Genomic DNA, 26,329 nt, shown 5'->3' with positions numbered 1-26,329 from the left:
CTAGCCTGCCGCCCGATTCCCCGGCTGTGCGAGGCTCCTTTTAGGGTTAACAGGCCCTAGGCGCTGAGCGTCCATGCATCCACTTTAGGGGCCCACGCCTGACCCTTTCCGGACGCGAACGGGTCATTTCTGTCAGGCACATCCGGCAACACGTCGGACACCGAATCGAGCACGCTGGAACGGCGCGAAAGCACCGCCAGGCGGTCCACCAGAAAGTCGACGAAAGCGCGTGCGCGCGCCGGCGGCGTACGGCTGCCGAACAGCGCATAGATGCCGACGGGATCGAGCCGCCAGTGCGGCAGAACGGGCACCAGGCGCGAATCCGAGATGCCCGTGGCGGGCAAGGCGGCGATGCCCATGCCCGCCAATGCGAAGCGCCGCACGATCTCCAGGTCATTGGCGCGCAGGCGCGCCTGGGGCCGCACGCCAGCGCGTTCATCGTCCTGCACCAGCGTCCACGACGTCAGCTCCGGGCAGACGTCGCAGCGCAGGCATTCATGGCGGTCGAGATCCTCCGGGGCCTGCGGACTATCGTGCCTGGCCAGATAATCGCGCGAGGCGTAGAGCCGGAACGGCACGAAGCCCAGGCAACGCGCCACCAGATCGGAATCCGGCTGCACGCCCCAACGCACGGCCACGTCGAACTCGCGGCTGGCATCCCAACCTCGGCCGCCCGTGTAGTCGCAATGGAAATCCAGCGACGGCCAGTCCTGCGCGAACGCCTGCACCAGCATGGAGAACTGCAGCGCGTCCAGGGGGTCGGGCAGCAGCATCTTCAGCGTGCCGGTGGGCTTGATGCCCTGCTGCAGCAACACGTCCTGCGCGTCCGACACCTGTTCCACCAGTTGCCGGCAACGCTCGTAGTACAGCTTGCCCGCCTCGGTCAGGGCGATCTTGCGCGTGCTGCGCGCCAGCAGTTCCACGCCCAGGTGCTGCTCCAGCGCTTGCAGGCGGCGCGACAGCGTCGAGGGCGGCACGTTGATCGATTCGGCGGTGCGCGACAGGCTCTGGCGCTTGGCGACCTCCACGAAGAACACGATGTCGTTGAAATTGAAGCCGTTGCTGGACAGTCTCATGATTCGTCCTTATGCCGGTTGGCAGGCGGCGAACGAGGCGGCTGCGGGACGCAGCCCCGACATCCCGAGTCGCCACAAGCAACAAGCCAGCCAGACTTTAGGAGTCCGTGCCTGTCAGTGCCTTGACGCGTTGCTGACAGAATGACAGCAATCCGGCCCTATCCCGAAGCCTGACAAAATTGTCAGTTGGCGGACAGGCCCTCGACCCGCTACATTTCCTACAGTTCACCCCGAACTGGGCCAGTGCGCCCGTAGCGTGTCCATAAGAAAGGCAATAACCCCCGTGCGTGTCCTGATCATCGAGGACGAGGAAAAGACCTCTTCCTACATTCTTCGCGGCCTGGTCGAACAGGGCTATACGGTCGATACGGCTGCCAGCGGCACCGACGGCCTGCACTATGCGCTGGAGTTCGACTACGACGCCATCGTGCTGGACCTGATGCTGCCCGGCATGAATGGCCACGCCGTGCTGGACAACCTGCGCCGCCGCAAATCCACGCCGGTCATCATGCTGTCGGCGCGCGGCACCGTGCAGGATCGCGTCGATGGCCTGCGCAAGGGAGCCGACGACTACCTGGCCAAACCCTTTTCTTTCATCGAGCTGGTGGCACGGCTGCAAGCCCTGACCCGCCGCCGGACCGACACGCTAGAGGCCACCGTCCTGAACATCGACGACCTGTCCATCGACCTGCTGGCGCGCCGCGCCGTGCGGGCCGGACAGCGGTTGGAACTGACGGCCAAGGAGTTCTCGCTGCTGACGCTGCTGGCGCGCCACCAGGGCGAAGTGCTGTCCAAGCTGATGATCGCCGAACAGATCTGGGACATGAACTTCGACAGCGACGTCAACGTGGTCGAAGTGGCCGTCAAGCGCCTGCGCGCCAAGGTCGACGCCCCGTACGAGAACAAGCTGCTGCACACCGTGCGCGGCATGGGCTACGTGCTGGAGGCGCGCGCGGACGGCCTGCCCGCCGCCGTCGCATGATCCGCCGGCTGTCCATCGCGGGCCGCCTGGCGGCCATGATCGCCATCACGGGCGCGGTCGTGTTCGGCAGCGTGGCCATGGTGCTCTACCACGTGCTCGGAGAGGCCGTGCGCAACCAGATCCGCGGCGAACTGACCCTGCAGCATACGCTGCTCGACCCCATGATTTCGTCGCGCGACAACTACGCGGACTGGGGCGTGGTCCATACCAAGCTGAACGCCATGCAGGAAAACGGCCGCATCCGCTACTGGATCCTGTCGGACGATGCACGCTGGCGCCACGGCCCCACGCCCAAGATCAACGACGGCGGGCTGCTCAAGGACGACGTCGTGCACATCGTGCGCGACGAGAACGAAAGCATCTGGTGCTTGCTGTCGCGCAAGATCGCCGGCCGTGGCGAACGCCCGGCCGTGCGCTTCGTCATCGCCCTGGATTCCACCTCGTACCTGCACACCAAGGACCGCTTCGTCTACATGCTGCGCGTCGCCTCGGGCCTGGGCATCCTGCTCGTGGCGATCCTGGGTTATTGGGTCGCCAAGGTGGGGCTGAGCCCGGTGCGGCGCCTGAGCAAGCAGGCCAATGCCCTGCCGCCGAACGATCCGCGCCAGCGGCTGGCCATCGATCCCGCGCCCAACGAAATCCGCGAGTTGGCGGAATCGATCAACCATTCGCTGGAGCGCCGCGAAGCGGCCTGGCGGCAACTGGAAGGCTTCAACGCCGACGTGGCGCACGAGCTGCGCACGCCGCTGACCAACCTGATCGGCCAGACCCAGGTGGCGTTGAGCCAGCCGCGCCAGGCCGACGAACTGCAGGACCTGCTGGCCTCGAACCTGGAAGAACTGGAACGCATGAGCGGCATCGTCAACGACATGCTGTTCCTGTCCAGCGCCGAGAACGGCACCCGGGCGTCCGAACTGAGCCATATCTCGCTGCGCGAAGAGGCCGAGAAGACCGTCGAGTATCTGGAAGAATCCTTCAGTGAGCGGCGGATGGCCGTGGTGCTGCGCGGCGACGTGCAGGTCTGCGCCGACCGCCGCCTGTTCCACCGCGCGCTGGCCAACCTGCTGTCCAACAGCGCCCGCTATGCGAATGCGCCCTCCACCGTCACCGTGACCATCACGCAGGACGGCGACTATGCCGCGGTGAAGGTGTCGGACCACGGCGACCCGATCCCCGTCGCGCAACAGTCGCAGCTGTTCGAGCGCTTCTATCGCGCGGATGCAGCCCGCACCCGCAGCGGCGCGCATCATGGCCTGGGGCTGTCGATCGTGCGGGGTATCGCGCGGATGCACGGCGGTGACGTGTTCATGAGCAGCGAAGGCGGGGTGAACACGTTCGGTTTCCGGCTGTTGTTGAAGCCTTGATCCGGCCGTCTTGCGGCGATTCGGTCAGCAGGTGCCGCGTAGGCGGGTTCAGGCGGACAGCGGCGCCTCGGCCACCGCCTGTGCCGGCTCCTGCACCATCTTGCCCGCCTGCAGGCGCAGGATGCGATCAGCGACATGGAAGTAGCGGTCGTCGTGCGAGATGACGATCAACAGGTGGCCCGCCCGACGCAGGTCCGGCAGCAGCTCGGTGTAGAACAGGTGGCGGAAGGTCGGGTCCTGGTCGGCGGCCCATTCGTCGAACACCATCACCGGGCGGCCTTCCAGATAGGCATGCACGAGGGCCAGCCGTTTGCGCTGGCCGGTGGACAGATCCAGGGTGTTGAAGGCGCCGTCTTCGACCCGCACCTTGTGCGCGATCTCCAGGCGCTCGAGGTAGGGTTGCGCGGCCGCGCCCAGCGACTGCGCATCGGCCAGGTCTTCGAACAGATAGAAATCGGAGAAGACGGTGGTGAACAGTTGCCGATAGTCGTCGCGCGTCTGCGGCGTCACCGGCGCGCCGTCACGCAGGATCTGCCCTTCGTGCGGCGCGTACAGGCCCAGCAGCAGCTTGATCAGGGTGGTCTTGCCCGAGCCGTTGTCGCCCACGATGAAGACCATTTCGCCACGGCGGAACTGCGCGTCGATCGGACCCAGTTCGAAGGGCGCGGCGTCGCCCACCGCGTCGAAGCGGTAGCGCACGCCGCTCAGGGTGATGCCCTCTTGCAGTTCGGCCTGGGTGGACGGCAGGTCCAGGTCCAGGTGGGGTTCGGGCGTGGCGAAACGCGCCGACAGGTCGGCGATGCGCTGGAACGCCACCTTGGCGCGGCCGATGCTGGGCAGCGTGCCCAGGATCTGGTCGATCGGCCCCTTCAGGAACAGCAGCACCAGCACGAAGCCGCTGAGGGCCTCTGGGTCGACCGGCCGCCACGCGGCCCAGCCCAGAATCATGGCGATCAGCAAGAAGAACAGCGCCGAGCCGAACGCCCGCGCGATCACGAAAGTGCTGATGGCCCGCCCGTTGACCTGGCGGATGGCGTCCACGGTGGCGCCGATGTAGCCCGCGTACAGGCGCTTGCGCCGCTCGCGGTGCATGCGCAGTTCCTTGGCGCCCTCGCTGATGCCGCGATAGGACTTGTGCAGCGCCTCTTCGTGGTCGCGCGCCTTGCGGAAACCCGCCACGCCGCGCGCCTGGGCCAGGCTTTGCAACACGGTGCCGATGGTCATCATGACCACCAGCATGACGAACATGGACGGCGACAGATAGGCCAGATAGCCCAGGCAACCCAGCGCCACCGCCACGGAGATCAAGGTGGAGGCCAACACGAAGGCGACGTCGCTGATCATGTCGACGTCCTGGGTCAGCACCGGCATCAGGCGATAGCTGCGGTAGCGTTCGAGCGCGTCGATGGGCGCGGCCAGGATCTTCTGCGCCAGGGTCTTGCGCACGTCGGCCACCAGGCGCTGGCCGACCAGGTTGGCCGCGATGTCGGACACGGTGCGCCCTACCAGCGATATGGCGCACAGCAGGATGAATACCGCCAGCACGGCGCCGGACATGCCCGCGCTGCTGTGCAGCACGCGGTTGATGGTCGCCAGCAGGGCCACGGTGGCCAGGCCCGCGGCGATACCGGTCAGCACGGAAAGCGTCAGCCAGGGCCAGAACGGCTTGAGCAGTCGGAATACCTCTACCGTCTTCTGGTCTCGGGTCTGGGTCATGGGGGCGCCTGTAACGTGCGTGGCCGATAGCCGCGGGCGGCCTCGGATCGCGGAGGATTGAACCTGGATGACGAACGACGGCCGTGCGTGTTCATTCGGAATAGTAGAGCCAGCGCGTGCGCAGGGCCGGATCGCGGGCGATGTCGGCATCCGCGTAGGGGAAATCCAGCCAGGTCCGCTGGGCATGACGGCGCACGCTGTCGCCGCCCGGGCCGCCGGCCAGGGCGCTGTCCTGCTGCCCGTGCGCAAGCATGGTGCGCGCATGCACGCCCTGTGCGTCGAAATACACCAGTTGCAGGTAGCTGTTGCCATAGGCCGCCGCCGACATCGCCTGCGCGCCGCGCGCCGGGCAGGCGATGGTGAAGTAACCGCTGTCCTCGCAGCCGCCGAACAGCGGCACGGTCTGCCCGCCCAGTTGGACGTAGCGGTGCGCGCCCAAGGGGTCGTCGGGCGCGATGGCGCGTGCGCGCAGGTCGTCCAGTGCCTGCGCCAGCAGACGGCGCAGTTCGTCGCGCGGCAGCGTGGGCGCGCCCGGGGTGTGCAGCGGATCTTCCGCCGAGAACGGCCGCGCGTACAGACGCCGGGCCGGCACCCGCGACAGGCGCTGCCAATAGGCCTCCCACAGCAGCGCCCCGCGGGCCTGGGCATCGGCGGCGCCGGACCACGTGCGCAGGATGCGGCAGGCGGCGCCGATGTCGGAGGCCTCGGACGCAGCCGGCGGCGCCGCGGGGTCGCAGGCCTGATCGAGCACGCCGGCACGGAAGTGCTGCGCCGTGTACGAGTGGGCGTCCAGCAAGGCGGCGCCCGCGCGCTCGGCCAGGGCGGCGGCCGAGCGCGCGGGCGGTGTCGCCAGGGCCTGGGCGATCGCCAGTCCCTGGCGTGCCCGCAGGCGCAACGGCTGGCGCTCGCCGCCCAGATTGGCGGCAAAGCCTTCCAGCCGATGCGCGGGGTTCGGCAGCCAGTGGCTGTCGTTCATATTGGCCACGTAGTCGCGGGCCAGCAGTTGCGGCATGGCGGCCGCGGGCATGGCGCCCGCCACGGCGGCACGCGGATCGCGCATCCAGCCGCACTCGGAACGGCTGCCATCGAGCACCGGCACATAGGGGTCGACGGACGCCAGCGCCGCCGCCATCGGCGAAGCGCAGCGCGCGCGCAGCGTGTCCGGCACATTGGGCATGGCGCCGACATCGGCATACCAGACCCGGCCGTCATTGCGGCCGATGGCGACCGTATTGACCCAGGGCATGGCCGCCATGCGGCGCTGGATGTCCACGAAGGCGTCCAGCGAGCGGGCCGCGCCCCATTGCAGGAAATTGGCGAACGCGCCGTGGCTGGACGCGTTCACATCCTGGATCGCCCAGGCCCGCTGGCGGCTCCAGCCCAGCGCGGCGCCATCGTTGTCCAGGCGCAGCAACAGGCCGAAGCGGCTGTCGTACAGCGTGCGGGATACCGTGCCCACGCTGCCGTCCGCGTGCCGCACGGGCACCGTGATGCGGTGCGCCCGCATGGGCAGGCTGCGGCCGTCTACCCGGTAGCGCGTGGGATCAGCGGGATCCAGTTCCAGCGAGGTGAAGGTGTAGCGCCGCGCGGCGGACACGGTGTGTGTCCAGGCGATATCGTGGTTGAAGCCGATCATGACCACCGGAGCGCCCAACATGGCCACGCCGGCCACGTCGAGTTGGCCCGGCAAGGTCAGGTGAATCTGGTGGAAACGGTCCGGGCCGCCCCAGAACCAATGCGGGTTGCCGAACAGCACGCCCTGCTCCTGTCCGGTGGCGTCGGCCCCCCAGGCCATGCCATTGCTGCCCAGGCCACCGGCCACGCCCAACTCGGATTGCAGCAATGCCGCGAGGTTCTGCGTGCCGGCTGGCCGTTGCGCGGATGACGAGGGGGCCGTGCCCGGCGTCGCGACGCCCGGCGGCGCGGCGATGGCGATGGCCTTGGCAAAGCGCGCATAGCCGCCTGCCAGGGACGCGGCGATCATGCGGCGATACACGTCCTGCGGCGCGATGGGATGCACCCAGGGCTGCCCGGCACAGGATTGACCTGCCGGCTGGCTGGCCAGATAGCGGTTGTAGCCCGCCGCATATCCCTGCACCAGTTGGCGCAGGGCCGGCGGCTGGTCTTGCTCGAAGGCCCGCACCTGCACCGGACCCGCCACGGCGCGAAAGAACACGTCCAGATCCAGATTGCTCTCGGTGGCGTAGCGGCCCTGCGCTCGGCGCCCGTCGGGCCCGAAGTGCAGCGACCGCTCGCCCGCGTAAGTGAGGTAGCCGTCGGCCAGGGTGCACAGCGCATCCTCTGCCTGCGCGTAACCGGCGCCCAGGCCCAGGCCGTACCAGTCGTCGGCGCGCACATGGGCGACGTCGCCCGTGGTGCGCCGGATTTCGACCCGGGGCTGGTCCTGCGCCACGCTCGGCAGGCCCGCCCCCCACACCAGACAGCCCAGCACGAACCGCCATAGGGGGCGAATGCGCCGACCCACGCCCGCCCTGCTCCTCGTCCCACCCGGGAAATACGACATCGATGCAACCCTGACGACCGATACGGGCCCCAGTGCCCGCATAAGCGGGACGGATGAGGCGGGCCGATGTTCATTTCTCTTGGTGGAGCCTGCCTCGCGCCGCCGGCCGGGGACGGCGCACGGGCTGAACGCCTGGCCGGTTCATTCGTCCTGAAGGCAATACCGCTGCCTTTCCCACGCTGCCCACATGCCTCTGCACCCCGACATCGACGCCTTCCTGGAACTGGTCAATCACAGTGGCAATCCGCCCTTGTCAGAACTGGGTATCGAGCGTGCCCGCGCGGCCTATGACGCGGCCACCGAGGCGATGGACCTGCCCGGCCCCGACGTGCCCACACAGGATCTGAGCCTGACCGCCAGCGACGGCGCCACCTTGCGGGCGCGCCTGTACCGTGGCGCGTCCGGCACGCTGCCGGCGCTGCTGTTTCTGCACGGCGGCGGCTACGTGCTGGGCGGGCTGGAATCGCACGACAGCCTGTGCCGCAGCCTGGCCCAGGAGTCGGGCTGGGCCGTGCTGGCGCTGGACTACCGCAAGGCGCCCGAGCACCGCTTTCCCACGGCCTTTCGGGATGCCCGGGACGCGCTGGCCTGGTTGCGCGCGCAGGCGCACTGCCTGGATCTGGACCCGGCCCGCCTGGCCGTGGGCGGCGACAGCGTGGGCGGCAGCCTGGCCGCCGCGCTGTGCCTGGACGAACGGGCCCACGGCCGGCCGCAGCCCTTGTTGCAATTGCTGCTGTACCCCTGCACCGCCAGCCACCAGGACAGCGCGTCGCATCTGCGCCTGGCGCGCGGTCACCTGCTGGAGAAGCACACGCTGGACTGGATGTTCGACCAGTACCTGCGCGATCCGGCCGACCGGCGGGACTGGCGCTTCGCGCCGCTGGCGGCGTCCGACCTGGCGGGGCTGGCGCCGGCCTACCTGGCCGTGGGCGACCACGATCCGCTGGTCGACGAAGCCCAGGCCTATGCGGACCGCCTGCGCCAGGCCGGCGTACCCGTGCAATGGGACCTGTGCGCGGGCATGGTCCACGATTTCGCCCGCCTGGGCATGATCACCGACGAAGCCGCCGCGCTGCGCAGCCGGCTGGCGCACGCCCTGCGGACCCTGACCCCGCCGTGAACATTCCGCGCCCTCGTTCGTCACCCCGACAGCCACATGGGAAAGCCGGGCGTGCCGCGCCCGGCCTTTCCGCATGCCGTTCCTTACCCGCCGAGACGCCCGCCCATGTCCATTGCCCGCTCTAGCACGTTGGCCGTCATGCCGCCGCCCGAGGCCGTTGCCGCGCCCTGCCTGCTGCACGGCCGCTGGACGGACGTGCGGGTCACGCAGGATGCGGTGCAGGTGGGCGACGGCGGCCCGCGCCTGGGCGTACACGAACACGGGCGGACGCTGGTCCTGGCCGCACCCGCGCCGGCCGGCGATCCGGCGGCCGGCGATCCGGCGGCCGGCGATCCGGATACGGCACTGGCGGCGCTGCAGGCGGTCTTCACCGCGCACCCCGGCCGCGACACGCTGTTGCTGGATGCCAGCCTGGGCGCGTCCATCATCGAGGCCTTGCGCGCCAGCGGCGCCCTGGATGCCGCCGCCGAAAACGGCCGGTGGCGGGCCCGCCGCGAGGCGATCTGGCAACACCCGGCCGCCTGGCTGCCCGCCGCACGCGCCCCCTACGCCCAGGGCTATGCGGTCAGCGAGGGCCGGCGTCATCCGCGCCGCCCGGCCAAACCGCAGGGCACGGTCTACCGCCGCCATATTCCCTGGCTGGACCGCAGCCTGTCGCTGCGCGTGCTGGACCCCGAACGCGATCTGCCGCACTTCCACCGCTGGATGAACGACCCCGTGGTCGATGCCTTCTGGGAAGAAGCCGGCGAGCTGGAGCGGCATCGCGCCTACGTCGAACGCATCGCCGGCGACCCGCACGCACTGGGCCTGATCGGCTGCTTCGACGACCAGCCCTTTGGTTATTTCGAGACCTATTGGGCCAAGGAAGACCGCATCGCGCCTTACTACGACGCCGCCGACTACGACCGTGGCTGGCACGTGCTGATCGGCGAGGCCGACCGCCGCGGCAAGCCCTGGCTGACGGCCTGGATGCCGGCAATCTCGCACTATCTGTTTCTGGACGACTGCCGCACGCAGCGGCTGGTCATCGAGCCGCGCTGGGACAACCGGAAAATGATGAAGAGCCTGGCCCGCTGCGGCTATGCACTGCTCAAGCATTTCGACTTCCCGCACAAGCGGGCGATGCTGGGCATGCTCACGCGCGAACGCTACTTCGGCGAAGCGCTCTGGATTCCCCACGCGGACACCGCGGCGCCTGGCGCCGTTTCCCCCCAGCAGGAGCCTGTTTGATGCACATCCACGACCTGATCGGTATCGGCTTCGGACCTTCCAACATTGCGTTGGCCATCGCGCTGCGGGAACACGGCGAGCACAATCGCGGCCGCCCCGTGGATGCCTTGTTCATCGAACGCCAGCCCGACTTCGCCTGGCACCGCAACATGCTGCTCAAGCAGGCGCACATGCAGATATCCTTCATGAAGGATCTGGTGACGCTGCGCAACCCCCGCAGCGCATTCACCTTCATCAACTATCTGCACACCAAGGGCCGGCTGCAGGACTTCATCAACCTCAAGACCTTCTTCCCCAGCCGCCACGAGTTCAACGATTACCTGGCCTGGGCCGCCTCGCACTTCGAGGACAGCTGCGCCTACGGCGAGACGGTCGAGTCCATCGTGCCCGAGGTCGAGGACGGCGCGGTACACGTGGTGCGCGTGGTGTCGCGCACCAGCGACGGCATGCAGCGCGTGCGCCGCACCCGCAGCCTGGCGCTGGGGATCGGCGGGCGCGAACACATCCCGGACGTCTTCGCCGCCCTGCGGGACGACCCGCGCGTGTTCCACTCCAGCACCTATCTGCAGAACGTCGAGCGCAACGGCAGCGCCCAGCGGGTGGCCATCATCGGCGCCGGCCAGAGCGCGGCCGAGCTGTTCATGGACCTGCAAGGCCGCCACCAGGCGCCGTGCGTCGACCTGATCATGCGCGCCCGCGCCATCCGTCCCTCGGACGACAGCCCGTTCGTCAACGAGGTCTTCAATGCCGAGTTCGTCGACCACATCTACAGCCGCACGGCCGAGGAGCGGGCCCAGTTGCTCAAGGAGTTCTGGCACACCAACTATGCCAGCCCCGACCTGGAACTGATCGAGCAGATCTTCAAGGTGTTCTACGAACAGCGCGTGGCGGGCCAGGCGCGCCACCGGTTCCTGCGCCGCCACGAGGTCTCGGCCGTGCGCGCCACTGCGCAGGCCGTGCAGATCGATCTGCGTGACCTGAACGAGCAGCGCGAATTCAGCGCCAGCTACGACGCCATCGTGCTGGCCACGGGGTACGAACGCGCCCACCACAAAGCGCTGCTGGCCCCCCTGGCGCCGTACCTGGGCAATTTCGACGTCGATCGCGACTATCGCCTGCGCGCCGATGCCGCGCTGCGCGTACCGATTTTCCTGCAAGGCGCGTGCGAGACCAGCCACGGGCTGAGCGACACGCTGTTGTCCTTGATCGCCGTGCGCAGCGACGAGATCCGCAGCGCGCTGTTGACGCACTTGGTACCGCCGCGGGCGCCAGCCTTCCATTGATCTGATTTTTGGCCAGATCCTGTGCAACCGCATTATTGAACACGGATGATTCAGTTTCTCAAACGCAGTTTTTTTATAAAAGAATAGGCATGACGCACTCTAGAAAACTCCGAATCGGCCAGGGGAATGCGCGGGTTACCGAAGGCAAATCCCCTGCCCTGCAACCCAACCGATTGCGCCTGCTGGTGCTGGGCGCCAGCCTGGCGGCGGCCTATCCGGCGTATTCGGCGCAAAGCGACGACACCACCGCCAACGGGCAGGTGCAGACGCTGCCGCGCGTGCAGGTCATCGGCACGGGCATCGGCGCCAACCTGAACAACGTGGAACAGCAGGAAGGCAAGGCCAGCGACGGCTATCGCACCAGCACGGTCACCTCGGTGGGCGGCCTGGGCGGGCTGGACGTCATGGACGCGCCCTATTCCATCACCACCATCTCGCAAGAACTGATGCAGAACGTCCAGGCCCAGTCGCCCGACGACGTCTACAAGATCAGCCCCACGGCGCTGACGCAGGTGCCTCAGGGCGCGGGCTGGGCCCCCATGGTCAAGATCCGTGGCTTCAGCAGCTACGACCGCGCCGAGGACGGCTTGCGCCGCGCCTACGGCTTCGCCACGTCGATCGAAGACAAGGAACGCGTGGAGATCCTGAGCGGCCTGTCCGGCTTCCTGTTCGGCGCGGCCTCGCCCGGCGGCATGGTCAACTACGTCACCAAGCGGCCCACGATGGAACGCCTGAACAGCGTCACCGTGGGCAACTACGGCGGCAGCCAGTACTACGTGCATGGCGATTTCGGCGGCCGCATCGACGAGGACGGCCGCTTCGGCTATCGCGTCAACCTGGTGCGCCAGGATGGCGAGACCGCGGTCGACGACCAGAAGATCGATCGCACCCTGGCCAGCGTGGCGCTGGACTTCCGCGTCACCGATCGCCTCAAGCTCGAACTGATGGGCTCGTACAGCGACTACCGCACCGAGGCGCCCACCGCCTACTGGACGTTCCGCGAAGGCGTGCCGCGCATCAAGGCGCCGGATGCCAGCAAGAACTGGGGCCAGCCCTGGATCAAGGATCGTATCGAAAGCAAGAAAATCACGGCGCGCGCTACCTACGAGGCCAACGAGCACCTGACCCTGCGCTTCGCCCATTCGCGCGACAACCAGGACCGCCCCACGCAGGATCACACCATGAACTCGGTGCGTTCGGCCACCGAGTACTACCAGATCCGCATCCACTCCGGCCCCACCAAGTCCGAAGCCGAGGCCACCCAGGCGCTGGCCGACGTGTCGTTCGACACCGGTCCGATCGGCCACAAGATCACGTTCGGCTACTACGGCTACACCGACAAGGCCTGGCAGACCACGTACTCGCCCAACACGGGCTACCTCGGCCCCAATCTGTTCGCCGACGGCCCCACGCACGTGCCCGAGCCCGACTGGCCCGCCCGGCCCGCGAACTCGCGGTACTACGCCAGCCGCACCAAGAACGACAACTTCATGATCGGCGACACGATCCGCTTCAACGATCAATGGTCGGCCCTGGTCGGCGTCAACCACAGCACCATCGAGGTCACCGGCAATACGCCCACCGGTGATTCGATCGACCCGAAGTACGACAAATCGCGCAACTCGCCCAATTTCTCGCTGATCTACAAGCCCACCAGCTGGCTGACGACCTACGCGACCTACATCGAAGGTCTGGAACAAGGCGGTGTCGCACCCTCGACGGCAGAGAACGCCAACGCCATCATGGCGCCGATGAAGAGCAAGCAGAAGGAATTCGGCGTCAAGGCGCAAGTGGGCGGCATGCTGCTGACCGGCGCGCTGTTCGACATCGAGAAGGCCTACGAGTATCTCGACGAGAACAACGTCTACGGCCAGGACGGCAGGCAACGCCACCGTGGCGCCGAGTTGACCGCTTTCGGCAAGCCGCTCGATGCATGGACGGTGGTGGGCGGCGTCACCATGCTGACGGCCAACGTCGAGGGCGGCGTCAACGACGGCCGCGCCCCGATGAACACGCCCAAGATCATGGCCAAGCTCTATAACGAGTACGCCCTGGCCGCCGTGCCGGGCCTGAGCCTGACGGGTGGCGTCTACTTCGTGGGCAAGCAGTACGCGCTGGCCACCAACACCAGCCGCCTGCCGTCGTACACCACGTTCGACGTCGGCCTTCGATACGCCACCAAGGTAACGGGACACCCGCTGACGCTGCGCCTGAACGTCAACAACGTGGCGGGCCGCGACTACTGGCAAAGCAGCTACTACCTGGGCAGCCCGCGCAGCGTGGCTTTCTCGGCGCAGATGCAGTTCTGATGCAGGCGGGTTTGCGCAGTCCTTCCCGCCGGGCGTTGCTCGGCGGTTTGTTGCTGTTCGCGTTGCGCGATGCGGTGGCCGCTGGCCGCCGCATCGCCGCGCTGGACTGGGTCAGCGCCCAGAACCTGATGGCCCTGGGCGTCGCACCGCTGGCCATGCCCGAGATCGAGCTGTACCGGCGCGTGGTGGTGCAGCCCGACCCCGGCCCGCAAACGCGCGAGCTGGGGCTGCGCGCCGAGCCCAACTTCGAACTGCTGGTGTCGCTGGCGCCGCAGTTGCAGGTCTACAGTTCGGAAATGCTGGCCTTGCAACCCTTGCTGAGCCGCATCTCGCCTACCCTGCGCTTCGACCCGTATCCGCCCGGCGGCGCGCCGGATCCCTTTCTGGCCGGCCGGGACGCGCTGCTGCGCCTGGGCGCGCAATTGGGCTTGCAGGACACCGCGCAGGCCTACGCCCAGGCCTGCATGGCCGACATCGACCAAGGCCGCCGGCTTCTGCAAGGCTATGACGGCCGTCCGCTGTACGTGGCCACGGTGCTGGATGGCCGGCGCATGCTGGTGTTCGGGCGCGGCAGCCTGTTCCAAAGCGTGCTGGACCGCTATGGCATCACCAATGCCTGGGATGGTCCCGTGTCGCGCTTTGGCCACCTGACCGTGTCGGTGGACCAACTGCTGCGCCAGCCCGAGGCGCGCCTGTTGGCCGTGGGCACCGATCGGCCCGAATACCTGGCGCGCGCCCTGGCCGCGCCCGTGATCGCCAGTCTGCCGTTCTCGCGCGCGGGCCGCGTGGCGATCATTCCCAATGTGCTGTTCTACGGCGGCCTGCCGCCGGCGCGCCGCTTCGCCCAACTGGTGGCGCGGGCGCTGGCCCCGGGGGCCGCACCCTCTCCCTTGCTGCCCGGAGGCCGGCCATGAGCCGCCACGAAGGCTGGCGCACGCTGCTCATCGCCCTGGCGCTGGCGCTGCTGATGGGGGGGGTCGGCCTGTACAACCTGACGGCGGTGCTGCCCACCGATGGCGCGGCGCACGCCCAGCAGGAAACCCGCACGCTCATGGTGTATTACTCCTTGCTGCCGCGCCTGGCCGTGACCGTGCTGGCCGGCGGCGCGCTGGGCCTGGCGGGGGCCTTGCTGCAGCGGCTGCTGCGCAACCCGCTGGCCGAGCCGTCCACTCTCGGGGTCTCGGCGGGCGCGTATCTGGCGTTGGCCATCGTGACGCTGTTCGCACCCGGCCTGGCCGCGCGCGCGCCCGAGGCCGTCACCTTCGCCGGTGCGCTGCTGGCGCTGGCGGCGGTGCTGGTGCTGTCGTGGCGCAAGCGGCTGTCACCCGTCACCGTGATTCTGTCGGGCCTGATCGTCAGCCTGTACTGCGCGGCGGTCAGTTCGGTGCTGGCCCTGTTCTATTACGACTACCTGGCCGGGCAGATCCTGTGGGGCGCGGGCTTTCTGGACCAACAGGACTGGCGGGTCGCCAACTACCTGTGGCCGCGCGTGCTGGTCGCCGTGGTCGCGGCCACGCTGCTGTTGCGGCCGCTGGCCGTGATGGCCCTGGGCGACGAGAACGCGCGCAGCCTGGGCCTGCCGCTGGCGGCATTCCGCTTCCTGACGCTGGCCGTGGCCGCCGCGCTGGCGGCCCTGGCCACCTCGGCCGTGGGCATCATCGGCTTCATCGGCCTGGCGGCGCCGACGCTGGCGCGCGCGGGCGGCGTGCGCACGTCGGGGGCCATGCTGTTCTGGTCCGGCCTGATGGGCGCGCTGCTGCTGGGCGCGGCCGATCAACTGGTGCAGGCCATGCCCGTCACCTTCCGGGTGTTCCCCACCGGCGCCATCACGGGTCTGCTGGGCGCGCCGCTGCTGTTCCTGCTGATCCGGCGCCTGAAGCTGCTGGCGCCGCAATCGGACACCGCGCACGGCGCGCGGCGCCTGACGCATCCGGGCCGCGTGCTGGTGGGGCTGACGCTGCTGGCCGCGCTGGCGGCCTGGGCGGCGCTGGGCATCGCCCGTGGGGCCGAGGGATGGACGCTGTCGGCGTTCGTGCCGTCGGAACTGCTGGCCTGGCGCGCGCCGCGCGCGCTGGCGGCCTTCAGCGGCGGCGCCATGCTGGCCCTGGCCGGCGCCATCATGCAGCGCACCACCGGCAATCCACTGGCCTCGCCCGAAGTGCTGGGCGTGTCGTCGGGCGCCATCCTGGGCGTGATCTGCGCCACCCTGGGCCTGGACGAGGTCACCCGGCCCATCCAGATCGCCGCGGGCGGCGTGGGCGCCTTCATGGTGCTGGCGCTGATGCGTCTGCTGTCGCGCCAGCCGGGTTTCAACGGCGAACGGCTGCTGCTGATCGGCATCGCCCTGGGCTCGGTGTCCAGTTTCATCACCGCCGTGCTGATGGTGTCGCAGGATCCGCAGCTGAACCAGTTGCTGGCCTGGCTGTCCGGCTCCACCTACGCCGTCAGCGTGACCGAGGCATCGCTGGCCGCGGGTCTGCTGGCGCTGGGGCTGCTGTGCGTGCCGGCCATGCGGCGCTGGCTGGAGCTGCTGCCGCTGGGCGCGGTGCAGGCCCAGGCCTTGGGGCTGCGCCTGCAGGCCAGCCGTAATATGCTGTTCCTGCTGGCCAGCGTGCTGACGGCGGGCGCCACCATGCTGGTGGGCCCGCTGAGCTTCGCCGGCCTGATGGGCCCGCATCTGGCGCGGCTGGCGGGCTTTCAGCGCGCCGGCTCGCATCTGCTGGCGTCGGCCCTGATCGGCGGCTTGATCCTGCTGACCGCCGACTGGATCGGACGCAACATCCTGTTCCCCTTCCAGGTGCCGGCCGGCCTGCTGGCCGCGCTGGTCGGCGGACCTTTCCTGCTTTACCTGCTCGGGAGACGCGCATGAGCCAGCCGGAACACGCCAGCGCCGGCGCCCCGGAAGACACGCCAAAAGACACGCCGCAGGGCGCGGCCACCCGCGAGGACGACCGCCTGCTGCCCTTGCAAGTGGTGTCCGCCACGCCGCTGACACCCCGCATGGTCAGGCTGCGCCTGGCCGGCACGGGCTTGGCGCCCTACGAAGACCCTGGCGAACTGCACGTGCGTCTGTATGTGCCCAAATTGGGACGCCACGACGCCGTGCAAGCGGCGCTGTACCGGGTGGCGGACGGCGCCGACCTGGCGCGGGCCGCCGCCAGCCTGGCCGGCGACATGGCGGCGCGCTATTACACGCTGCGCCGCGTGGATGCGCGCGCTGGCTGGGTCGATATCGACTTCGTGCTGCATCGTCCCCGTGGACCGGGCAGTGCTTTCGCGCAAGCCGCCCGCCCCGGCGACATCTGCGCCATTTCCCGGCCTTGCGGCCGTGGCGCCCGCCCCGCCGGCCAATATCTGATCGCGGGCGACGAGACCGCCCTGCCCGCCATGGCGCGCATCGCCGAATCGCTGCCCGCCGATGCGCGCGGCGCCATGCTGATCGAAGTCGACGGCGCGGCCGAGCGCATCGATTTCGCGGCGCCCGCCGGCATGGCGGTGCACTGGTTGTACCGCGACGGCGCCCGCGCCTCGACCAGCCCGCTGCTGCTGTCCGGGGTGCGCGCGGCCCTGGCCGGCCTGCCCGCGCCCGATCCCTCGCTGTTCGTCTGGATGGCGGGCGAATGGAGGGTGGCCGGCGCCCTGCGGCCGCTGCTGGCCACCTACAAACCCAATAGTCTGTGCGTGTCGTACTGGCGCGCCGATCCCCCGGCCAAGGACGCCCGCGCATGACCGCCGACACCCCGCTCTATACCCTGCAGGACGTGCGCTATGCCGTGCCCGGCCGGGAACTGCTGCATCCCCTGACGCTGGAACTGCCCGCGCGCCGCGCCATCGCCCTGATCGGGCACAACGGCTCGGGCAAGTCCACGCTGCTGAAACTGCTGGCGCGCCAGCAGCCCGTCAGCGCCGGGACGCTGCGGTTCCAGGGCGAGCCGCTGTCCTCCTGGAGCGACCGCGCCTACGCCCGCAAGGTGGCCTATCTGCCGCAGACCACGCCCGATGCCTCCGGCATGCGCGTGCATGAACTGGTGGCGCTGGGCCGCTATCCCTGGCATGGCGCGCTGGGCCGTTTCGGCCCCACCGACCGGCGCAAGGTGGCCGAGGCCATCGAACTGACCGACATCGGCCATTACGCCGACCGTCTGGTCGACACCTTGTCCGGAGGCGAGCGCCAGCGCGTCTGGCTGGCCATGCTGGTGGCGCAGGATGCCCAGTGCCTGCTGCTGGACGAGCCGATCTCGGCCCTGGACATCGCGCACCAGCTCGACGTGCTGTCGCTGGTACACCGCCTGGCGCGCGAAAAAGGCGTGGCCGTGATCGTCGTGCTGCACGACATCAACATGGCGGCGCGCTTCTGCGACGAGATCATCGCCCTGCACAGCGGCCGCCTGATCGCGCGCGGCACGCCCGAAGCCCTGATGCAGCCGGCCGAGTTGCGCCGCATCTATGGCATCGACATGGAAGTGACGATGCAGCAGGCCACCGGCAAGCCCGTCGCGCTGGCCTGCTGAGCCCACGGCCTTGGGCCACGTTCCGGGGCGCGGTCCGCCTTCCTTGAATGCTGCCCGCAGGCGGCTTCCGGTCCGGACCAGAAGCCGCCGCGCGCGTTACACCGACTCCAGGCCCGACCGTACCCCCACCTGACCGGCCAGCGTATCGGCCACGTCCTGCAGCACTCGCGGATGCGCCGGCAGGTCGTCATGGGACGCCTGCACGCGCACCGACACCATGTCGGGCTGCCCCAGCTGACGGGCCAGCACGCCGGCGGCGTCGCCGGCGCGTTGCGCCGCCCACCAGCTGCATGCCGGCACGCGCAGCGCGGGCACGGCCGGCCCGTCCTGCGACAGGCGCCGCAAGCGGTACCCCACGACCAGATGACGCGCCAGTTCGGCATCGCTCATCGCGGCGTAGGCCGGATGGCCCAGGCGGGACGCCGGCAACGCACGGCCCAGCCAATCCGCGAGCACGGCGACGCCCGCCTCGCTGTCCGGCACGCTGGCGGGCAGGCCGGCCACGTCCGCCGAACCGCCCAGCGCCGCCGCGAAGGCCTGTGCCTCGGCGTGCCAAGCCAAGGGTTCGCGTGGGTCGGACGCGGGCACGTACGGATCGATCAGGCCCAGGTAGTCCACGCGCTGGCCTTCGGCCTCCAGGCGGGCGGCCACCAGCGCGGCCAACGTGCCGCCCAGCGACCAGCCCAGCAGCAGATACGGGCCCTGCGGCTGGGCCTGCCGGATGGCCCGTGCATAATCCGCCGCCATCTGCGGCAAGCCCGTGTCTTGGTGCGCCAGGTCCAGCAGCATGCGGCACATCACCCCGACCACGGGCCGCTGTTGCTGCAAGGCCCGTGCCAGCGGCTGGTAGTCGAAGACCGTACCGAAGCCCGCATGCACGCAGAACAGCGCGGGCGCGTCCTGATCCGATCCCCCCAGCGGCACCAGCGGCGATGCCGTGGCGGGGGTCTTGGCGGGCGCCGCGTCCAGGCGCAGCAATCCCGCGATGGTGGGACGTTGCAGCAGGTCGCGCAGCGTCAGGCGCGGCCCCGGCAGGCGCAGCGCCGCCATGCGGCCGATGGCCTTCAGGCTCAGCAGCGAATCGCCGCCCAGTTCGAAGAAGTTGTCGGTCTGGCCCACGCGTTCCACGCCCAGCACGCTCTGCCACACGCCCGCCACGGCCTGGGCCTCGGGGGTCGAGGGCGGCACCCACTGGCCGGCCGCCTGGCTTTCCGGCGCCGGCAAGGCATTGCGGTCCAGCTTGCCGCTGATCAGGCGCGGCAGCGCCGCCAGCGGGATCACGTGGGTCGGCACCATGTAGTCCGGCAAGGCGCCGGCCAGGCCCGGCTTGACGCGGGCCGCCAGCGCGGCGGCATCCTCGCCCGCCTCGGGCACCACGTAGGCTGCCAGTTGACCGCCGGCCGCGCCCTCGACGGCGATGACGGCCGCGTCGGCCACGCCCGCCAGCAGGCGCAGGCGCGCCTCGATCTCGCCCAGCTCGATGCGGAATCCCCGGATCTTGACCTGATGGTCGAGCCGGCCCACGTACTCCAGCTGATCGTCCTCGCGCCAGCGCACCAGATCGCCGGTGCGGTACAGGCGGCCGCCGGCCGGGTCGTAGGGATCGGCCACGTAACGCTCGGCGGTCATGCCGCCTCGGCCCAGATAGCCGCGCGCCAGCCCTTCCCCGCCGATGTACAGCTCGCCCACCGCGCCGCGCGGCAAGAGGCGCATCTGGCCGTCCAGCACATAGGCCACGCGGCGGCCCACCGGTTGCCCGATCGGCGCGTAGGCGCAATCGAAGCCCTGGTCGGCCCGGGCCTTCCAGATCAGCGGCGTGACCACGGTTTCCGTGGGGCCATAGCCGTTGATCAGCAGCCGCGGACGCAGATGCTTGCGGACCCGGTCATAGCCCTCGCGCGGCATGGCCTCGCCGCCGAACACATACAGTTCGACGGGCGGCGCCTCGTTGCGCGACTCTGCCCACTCCGCCATCTGTGTCAGATAGGCCGGCGGGAAAGCGGCGTTGGCCGCCCCGTGGCGGGCCAGCTCGGCCAGGGCTTGCGGCGGCTCCCACAGTTCATCGTCGCGCAAGGCCACGGCGGCGCCGATGCTCAGGGCCGTCAGCCAGCGTTCATGGGCTCCGTCGAACGAGAACGACATGAAGTGCAGCTCGCACGATTGCGGCTGCATGCCGTAGATGTCGGCCACGGCCTGGCAGTGCATGGCCAACGGCCCGTGGGCCACGGCCACGCCCTTGGGCCTGCCGGTGGAGCCCGACGTATAGATCACATAGGCCAGTTGTCCGGGATGCACGGGCACACGCGGATCGTGCGGCGGCGCGTCGGCCAGGTCCAGGGTATCCACGCAGATCAGCGGTACCGAGGCCGGCAGCCGGTGCGCCAGGTCCTCCTGGGTCAGGATGCTGGCCAGGCCGCTGTCGGTGGCGATGTAGGCGTTGCGCTCATCGGGGTTGGCCGGATCCAGCGGCACGTAGGCCGCGCCCGCCTTGAGCACCGCCAGGAAGGCGACGAGGCTGTGCGGCGAGCGCCGCAAGGCCACGCCGATGCGGGTGTCCGCCCGCGCTCCGCCGGCGATCAGATGATGCGCCAGGCGGTTGGCGGCCGCATCCAGTTGGGCGAAGCTGAGCACCGTGTCCTGCACGCGCACGGCGTCGGATGACGGATGGCGCAATGCCTGCGCGGCGATCTGCTCATGAATGGCCAGGGTCAGCGGCGCGGCGCCCAGGCCGCGCGCCATGTCGTGCAGGTCGGCCTGCTGCGTCTCGCCCGTCAGCGACAGCGCGCCCAAGGGCTGGCCGGCATCGTGCGCCAACTGGCGCAGCAGGTGCGTGAAGGTCTGCGCCAACTGCTGCACGTCGTCCTGGCGCAGCATGTCGTGCCGATGGATCAGCTTGACCGACAGTTCGTCGGCCAGATGCACCTCTACGTCCATCGGGTAGGTGGTCAGGTCGCGCGTCTGCACGTTGGAGAAGCGCAGCTCGCGCTGGCGATGCTCGGCCAGCGTGGCGTCCACGGGATAGTTCTCGAACACCACGATGCTGTCGAACAGGCCCTCGCCGCCATGCCCGGCCCAACGCTGGATCTCGTGCAGCGGCGTGTGCTCGTGCTCGCGCGCCGCCAGGTTGCGGTCCTGCAGCGTGCGCAGCCAGGCGCCCACGGCAACCTGCTGCGGGGTATCCACCACCACCGGCAAGGTGTTGATGAACAGGCCCAGCATGCGGTCGGCGCCGGCCAGGTCGGCTGGCCGGCCGGCCACGGTGGCGCCAAACACCACGGTGGCCTGGCCCGTGGCCGCCGCCAGCGCCAGGGCCCACGCGCCCTGCACCAGGGTGTTGGGCGTCACGCGCTCGCGTCGCGCCGCCGCCAGCAGTTCGGCCGTCTGTCCGGCGTCCAGGCGGGCCTGCACCACGCCGTGGCTGGCCTGGGCCGCCGGGTCCGCCGCCGGGCGGCGCAAGGCATCGGCCAGGCGGGTGGGTTCGGGCAGCCGCGCCAGTTCGGCACGCCACCAGTGTTCATGGGAGGCCGCATCCTGGCCCGCCAGCCAGGCGATGTAGTCGCGGTAGGGACGCGGCGCGGGCCCCGGATCGGCGCCGTGATAGCGCGCCAGCACTTCGCCCAATAGCTGCGAGGTGCCCCAGCCATCGAGCAACAGGTGATGGCGGGTCCACACGAAATGATGACGCCGCTGGCCGCAGCGGATCAGCGCCAGCCGCAGCAGCGGCGGCCGCGCCAGGTCGAATGCCCTTACCTGGCGGGCGGCATAGTCGTCCAGCGCCTGCGGCAGATCGCCGCGGCCGCGCCAGTCCAGTTCCTCGACCGGCAAGGCGGCGTGGCGCGCCACCCACTGCAGGGGCTGGGCGTCGTCCGGCACGAAACCGGTGCGCAGGATGGCGTGCCGCTCGGCGGCGGCGCGCCACGCATCGATGAAGCGCTGCGTGTCCAGGCCCTCGATGTCCACGCGCAACTGGTTGACGTAGGCCGAGCCCGCCTCGTCCAGCATGCTGTGATACATCAGGCCGCGCTGCATCGGCCCCAGGGGATACAGGTCGGCGGCCTGCGAGAGCTCGATCGGCAGTGCGTCCAGCCGCGCCTGGTCCAGGCCGGCCAGCGGGAAATCCGCCGGCGTCAGCGTTGCCGCGCCGCTCAGGCAATGGGCCAGCAGGGTCTGCAGATGGCCGCGCAGGGCGTCCAGCAGCGCCTGGATCTGCCCGGTCGGGTGAATGTTGCGGCTGTAGGTCAATTGCAGCGTCAGGCGGCCCTGATAGACGCGTGCGCCCACGTCCAGCCAGGCGCGCCGGCCACTGCCGGCGGCACGTTGCGCGCCCGCGCTTTCCGGGGCGATGCCCCAGGCCGCCTGCTCACTGGCGCGTTCGCCGAACTGCCCCAGGTAGTTGAACTTGACCTGGGGATACGGCGCCTGGGCCAGCACCGCGCCATCGGCATGCAGATAGCGCAGCAGGCCATAGCCCAGCCCTTTCTGCGGCACGGCGCGCAGTGCGCCGACCACCGATTTCAGGTCGTCCCGCGCGTGCACGCCGCGGGCGGCCAGCCGCTGCGGATACAGCGCCGTGAACCAGCCCACCGTGCGGCTGGTGTCCAGCTCGCCGATGTCCTCGCGGCCATGTCCCTCCAGCTCCACCAGCACGCTGTCCCGGCCGGTCCAGGCGCAAAGGGTGCGGGCCAGCGCGGTCAGCAGCAGTTCGTCGATGCGCACGCGGCCCAGCCGGGCGGCATCCACCAGCACCTGGCGCGTGAAAGCCTCATCGGCTTCCCACGACAGCGTCTGCGCATCCGCCACCGTATTGCCTCCCTGTGCCTGACCGGGCAGATCGGGTTCGTGCTGACCGCAGACCTGCTGCCAGTACGGCAGTTCGGCCCGCACCGCCGGGCTGGCGGCATGCTCGTGCAGGCGCGCGGCCCAGGCCTGCCAGGTGGCGCCGTGCGCCAGCGGCGCGGACGAGGCGGCGTGCGCCGCTTGCTCGTAGCAGCTTTCCAGGTCTTCCAGCAGGATGCGCCATGACACGGTATCCACCACCAGGTGGTGGGTGGCCAGCAGCAGGCGGCTGCCCGCCCGGCCCAGGTCCAGCCAGGCCGCGCGGAACGGCTGCGCCAGCGTCAGGCTGCGTTGCAGGCGCTCGACCTCATCGGCCAGCGCGGCTTGCGGATCGGCGTGGTCGCGCAGGTCGATGACCTCCAGTTCGGGCACCTCGCCGGCCGGCGCCACCTGCTGCCGCCACCCTTGCGCGTCTCGCGTGAAGCGCAGGCGCAGCGCGGCATGATGCGCGCTCAGGCGGGCCAGCGCCCGTTGCAGCCGCCGGGGATCGACGGCGCCCTCGCCCGCCAGCATCAGCGACTGGTTCCAGTGGTGCGAATCGGCGTAGTCCTGCTCGAAGAACCACGCCTGGATCGGGGTAAGCCCGAAGGGCTGCGCCGGATCGACCACGGCCGCCGCCGGCGCGGCGGACGGCGCAGCAGCCACGGCTTCGGCCAGCGCCGCCACCGTCTGGGCCTGCATCATCTGCCGGGCGGTGATGGCCAGGCCCGCGCGACGCGCCCGCGCCACGATCTGCAGCGTCAGGATGGAATCGCCGCCCAGCTCGAAGAAGTTGTCGTGGCGGCCCATGCGGGGCGCCTTCAGCAGGTCGGCCCAGATGGCCGCCAAGGCGGTCTCGACCGCACCCACGGGCGCTTCGTACGAGGCCGCGGCGCTGGGCGCCTCGGGCGTGGGCAAGGCGCGCCGGTCGAGCTTGCCGTTGGCGGTCAGCGGCAGGCGCGGCAGCACGGTCAAGGTGGCCGGCACCATGTAGTCGGGCAGCACACGCGCCAACCCGGTGCGCAGGGCGGCGGACGGGATCGCCCGCCCGGCGGCGGGCGCCGCATAGGCATGCAGTTGCAGGCGGCCTTGCGCATCGGCGCGGGCGATCACCGCGGCGTCGGCCACGCCGGGCAGGCCACGCAGCACGCGGGCCACCTCGTCGGGTTCCACGCGGTAACCGCGCAGCTTGACCTGGTCGTCCAGGCGGCCCAGGAACAGCAGGCTGCCGTCGGACAGTTGCCGCACCTTGTCTCCGCTGCGGTACAGCCGCAGCCCCGGCAGGCCGGGATGCGCCACGAAACGCTCGGCGGTCAGCCCGGCGCGCCCCTGGTAGCCGCGCGCCACCTGCGCGCCGCCCAGGTAGAGTTCGCCCGCGATGCCCGGGGGGACCGGATTCAGATGCTGGTCCAGCACATGGGCCGTATTGCCCGCCAGCGGCACGCCGATGGGCAGGGTCTCGCTGTGCAGCAAGGCGCCTTCGGCGGGCTGGGTCAGGATGCCGACCGTGGTTTCGGTCGGGCCATAGTGGTTGAACACCCGCAGATCGGGCCGCAGCGCGGCGATGCGGTCCAGCAAGGCGCGGCCCGTCGCCTCGCCGCCCAGCACCAGGCAGCGCGCCGGCAAGGCGCCGGCCGCGTCCCGCGCCGACAGCAGCGCCTGCAGATGGCTGGGCACGATCTTCAGCACCTCGACGCGATGCGCGCGCAGGGCCGCCGCGAAGGCATCGGGATCGAACGCCTCCTGCTCGCCCGGCAGGTACAGCAGGCGTCCGCCGCACAGGGCGCCGAACAGTGTGGTGTTGCCCAGGTCGGCCGCCACGGTGGACACCATGGCCATGCTGCCCTCGCCCGGCGGCAGGTCCAGGCGCGCCAGCAGCGCCTGCACGTAGTTGGCCAGCGCGCCGCGCGTGACGACCACGCCCTTGGGTTGGCCGGTCGAACCGGAGGTATAGATGACGTAGGCCGCCTGCCGCGGGTGTACCGTGGCGGCGGCCAACTGGCCTGATGCCGCGACGGACCCATAAGCCGGCGGCGCATTGTCCCGCACGGGCCAGCCCTGCAAGGGCCAGACCGGGATGTCCACCGGCGCGGCCAGCGGCTGGGCGGCCAGCACGAGGGCCGCCGCGCTGTCGCGCAATTGGTACGCCAGGCGGTCGGCGGGCAAGGCGGGATCCAACGGGACATAGGCGCCGCCTGCCTTGAGCACCGCCAGCACGGCCAGCACGAACGGCACGCCACGCGGGGCATGCACGGCCACGCGCACCTCGGGGCCGACCCCCGCCTGCCGCAAGGCCTGCGCCAGCCGCTCGCTGGCGGCGTCCAGTCCGGCATGGTCGAGCCGGCCCAGGGCGTCCTGCGCGCCACCCGCATGGGGCCGCGCCTGGACCTGGGCCTGCCACAGGTCCAGCACGTCGGCCTGGGCCCGCGCAAGCGGCAGCGTCTGCAAGCCCGGTTGCGCCGCGCCCGTGGGCGCCGCGTCCGCCAACCGTGGCGCGGTGTCCCGCGCGCCGGCACGCAGCGCCACGATGGCCTGCAGGAACGCGTCGACATCGTCGGCCATGGATTGCACGCGCGCGGCGTCGATCCACGCCAGGTCGGCAAGGTAGTCCAGCGCCAGTTCGCGGCCCACCATCACGCGCAAGGTCAGCGGATAGTGGCTGCCGCCCTCGCCCTGCAGGTCGCCGAAACTCAGGCCGTCGTGCGCGCTGTCGCGCAGCGCCTGATCGACCGGATAGTTCTCGAACACCAGAATGGTGTCGAACAGCGCGGCCGTGCCATCGGGGCCGGCGCGCTGGATCTGGTTCAACGGCGTGTATTCATGGTCGCGCGAGGCCAGGTTCTGCGCCTGCAGGCCGCGCAACCAGTCCCACAGCGCCTCGCCCGGCGTGCAGTGCGCCACCACCGGCAGGGTATTGATGAACAGGCCCAGCATCTGATCCGCGCCGGGCAGGCTCATCGGCCGGCCCGCCACCGTGACGCCGAAGGTGACGGCGCGCTGGCCGGTGTGGCGGCTCAGCGCCACTGCCCACGCCGCCTGCAGCAAAGTATTCAGGGTGACGCGGGCCTGCCGCGCCACGGCCTGCAACTGTTGCGTGCGCGTGGCATCCAGCACGGCCTGGCGCTGCGTGCGGCGTTGCGCGGCGGGCAGCTCGCGCGGGCGCGGATACGCCAGCAGGCTGGGCGCCTCGACCGTGCGCAGGCATTGCCGCCAATAGGCCAGGCTGGCCTGGCCATCCTGGTCCTGCAGCCACTGGATGTAGTCGCGATAGCGGCCCGGCCGTTGCGGCATGGGCTGCCCGCCATAACGGGCCAGCACGTCGGCGATCAGCTGCGTCTTGCTCCAGCCGTCCAGCAGCAGATGGTGGCTGGTCCAGATCAGGTGCTGCGTCTCGGCCCC

14 protein-coding genes are annotated in these 26,329 nt (G+C 70.1%); 10 read left to right on the top strand and 4 right to left on the bottom strand.

Features of this window, described 5'->3' with window-relative positions:
* Positions 1 to 56: 56 nt before the first annotated feature.
* On the bottom strand, positions 57 to 1,076 hold the full coding sequence (locus tag A7W11_RS04145) for a LysR family transcriptional regulator (protein ID WP_066408707.1): 1,020 nt from the start codon (positions 1,074 to 1,076) through the stop codon (positions 57 to 59).
* 283 nt (positions 1,077 to 1,359) lie between these two features.
* Between A7W11_RS04145 and A7W11_RS04140 the strand changes: the two genes are divergently transcribed.
* Both A7W11_RS04140 and A7W11_RS04135 read left to right on the top strand, forming a co-directional pair.
* Positions 1,360 to 2,058, top strand: a complete 699-nt coding sequence (locus A7W11_RS04140; RefSeq protein WP_066408702.1) for a heavy metal response regulator transcription factor — start codon at positions 1,360 to 1,362, stop codon at positions 2,056 to 2,058.
* Positions 2,055 to 3,422 carry a heavy metal sensor histidine kinase gene (locus A7W11_RS04135; RefSeq protein WP_066408698.1) on the top strand — a complete coding sequence of 456 codons (1,368 nt, stop codon included), beginning with the start codon at positions 2,055 to 2,057 and terminating at the stop codon, positions 3,420 to 3,422. Before A7W11_RS04140 ends, A7W11_RS04135 begins: the two co-directional genes overlap by 4 nt.
* Positions 3,423 to 3,470: 48 nt before the next feature.
* Here the strand turns inward: A7W11_RS04135 and A7W11_RS04130 are convergent, their stop codons facing one another.
* Together A7W11_RS04130 and A7W11_RS04125 are read right to left on the bottom strand one after the other, a co-directional pair.
* Positions 3,471 to 5,138, bottom strand: coding sequence for a cyclic peptide export ABC transporter (locus A7W11_RS04130; protein ID WP_066408689.1), 1,668 nt, complete (start codon positions 5,136 to 5,138; stop codon positions 3,471 to 3,473).
* 91 nt (positions 5,139 to 5,229) lie between these two features.
* Complete coding sequence (locus tag A7W11_RS04125; RefSeq protein WP_162270242.1) at positions 5,230 to 7,623, bottom strand: penicillin acylase family protein; 2,394 nt, start codon at positions 7,621 to 7,623, stop codon at positions 5,230 to 5,232.
* 226 nt (positions 7,624 to 7,849) lie between these two features.
* Here A7W11_RS04125 and A7W11_RS04120 point away from each other — a divergent pair, with 226 nt between their 5' ends.
* The 8 genes from A7W11_RS04120 to A7W11_RS04085 all read left to right on the top strand — a co-directional run bounded on the left by A7W11_RS04120 (position 7,850) and on the right by A7W11_RS04085 (position 18,115).
* Positions 7,850 to 8,782 carry an alpha/beta hydrolase gene (locus tag A7W11_RS04120; protein WP_066408682.1) on the top strand — a complete coding sequence of 311 codons (933 nt, stop codon included), beginning with the start codon at positions 7,850 to 7,852 and terminating at the stop codon, positions 8,780 to 8,782.
* A 105-nt stretch (positions 8,783 to 8,887) separates the two neighbouring features.
* Positions 8,888 to 10,012 carry a GNAT family N-acetyltransferase gene (locus A7W11_RS04115; protein ID WP_082887075.1) on the top strand — a complete coding sequence of 375 codons (1,125 nt, stop codon included), beginning with the start codon at positions 8,888 to 8,890 and terminating at the stop codon, positions 10,010 to 10,012.
* Positions 10,012 to 11,295 carry a lysine N(6)-hydroxylase/L-ornithine N(5)-oxygenase family protein gene (locus A7W11_RS04110; protein WP_066408669.1) on the top strand — a complete coding sequence of 428 codons (1,284 nt, stop codon included), beginning with the start codon at positions 10,012 to 10,014 and terminating at the stop codon, positions 11,293 to 11,295. The genes A7W11_RS04115 and A7W11_RS04110 overlap by 1 nt, the downstream gene beginning before the upstream one ends.
* Positions 11,296 to 11,384: 89 nt before the next feature.
* A complete protein-coding gene (locus A7W11_RS04105) occupies positions 11,385 to 13,604 on the top strand; it encodes a TonB-dependent receptor (protein WP_082887074.1) in 2,220 nt (739 codons plus the stop codon).
* Positions 13,605 to 13,615: 11 nt separating this feature from the next.
* Entirely contained in the window at positions 13,616 to 14,518 is a 903-nt protein-coding gene (locus tag A7W11_RS04100) for an ABC transporter substrate-binding protein (RefSeq protein ID WP_218188570.1), read from the top strand.
* A complete protein-coding gene (fhuB, locus tag A7W11_RS04095; protein ID WP_066408661.1) occupies positions 14,515 to 16,473 on the top strand; it encodes a Fe(3+)-hydroxamate ABC transporter permease FhuB in 1,959 nt (652 codons plus the stop codon). Before A7W11_RS04100 ends, fhuB begins: the two co-directional genes overlap by 4 nt.
* A complete protein-coding gene (locus tag A7W11_RS04090; protein WP_066408657.1) occupies positions 16,470 to 17,333 on the top strand; it encodes a siderophore-interacting protein in 864 nt (287 codons plus the stop codon). The genes fhuB and A7W11_RS04090 overlap by 4 nt, the downstream gene beginning before the upstream one ends.
* A complete protein-coding gene (locus A7W11_RS04085; protein WP_066408654.1) occupies positions 17,330 to 18,115 on the top strand; it encodes an ATP-binding cassette domain-containing protein in 786 nt (261 codons plus the stop codon). Before A7W11_RS04090 ends, A7W11_RS04085 begins: the two co-directional genes overlap by 4 nt.
* A gap of 96 nt (positions 18,116 to 18,211) precedes the next feature.
* On the opposite strand, the gene A7W11_RS04080 is transcribed toward A7W11_RS04085, so the two are convergent.
* A partial coding sequence (locus tag A7W11_RS04080; RefSeq protein WP_066408650.1) for a non-ribosomal peptide synthetase occupies positions 18,212 to 26,329 on the bottom strand: 8,118 nt, incomplete at its 5' end.

Origin of the sequence: Bordetella ansorpii (genome assembly GCF_900078315.1) — a bacterium.
Taxonomy (GTDB): domain Bacteria; phylum Pseudomonadota; class Gammaproteobacteria; order Burkholderiales; family Burkholderiaceae_B; genus Bordetella; species Bordetella ansorpii.
Note: the sequence above shows the minus strand (reverse complement) of the source record. Positions and strands in the feature narration are given on the sequence as shown.

Coding starts and splice junctions, on each gene's coding strand:
- A7W11_RS04145 (WP_066408707.1), bottom strand. CDS start 1,076: ATGAGACTGTCCAGCAACGGCTTCAATTTCAACGACATCGTGTTCTTC.
- A7W11_RS04135 (WP_066408698.1), top strand. CDS start 2,055: ATGATCCGCCGGCTGTCCATCGCGGGCCGCCTGGCGGCCATGATCGCC.
- A7W11_RS04130 (WP_066408689.1), bottom strand. CDS start 5,138: ATGACCCAGACCCGAGACCAGAAGACGGTAGAGGTATTCCGACTGCTC.
- A7W11_RS04120 (WP_066408682.1), top strand. CDS start 7,850: ATGCCTCTGCACCCCGACATCGACGCCTTCCTGGAACTGGTCAATCAC.
- A7W11_RS04115 (WP_082887075.1), top strand. CDS start 8,888: ATGTCCATTGCCCGCTCTAGCACGTTGGCCGTCATGCCGCCGCCCGAG.
- A7W11_RS04110 (WP_066408669.1), top strand. CDS start 10,012: ATGCACATCCACGACCTGATCGGTATCGGCTTCGGACCTTCCAACATT.
- A7W11_RS04105 (WP_082887074.1), top strand. CDS start 11,385: ATGACGCACTCTAGAAAACTCCGAATCGGCCAGGGGAATGCGCGGGTT.
- fhuB (WP_066408661.1), top strand. CDS start 14,515: ATGAGCCGCCACGAAGGCTGGCGCACGCTGCTCATCGCCCTGGCGCTG.
- A7W11_RS04090 (WP_066408657.1), top strand. CDS start 16,470: ATGAGCCAGCCGGAACACGCCAGCGCCGGCGCCCCGGAAGACACGCCA.
- A7W11_RS04085 (WP_066408654.1), top strand. CDS start 17,330: ATGACCGCCGACACCCCGCTCTATACCCTGCAGGACGTGCGCTATGCC.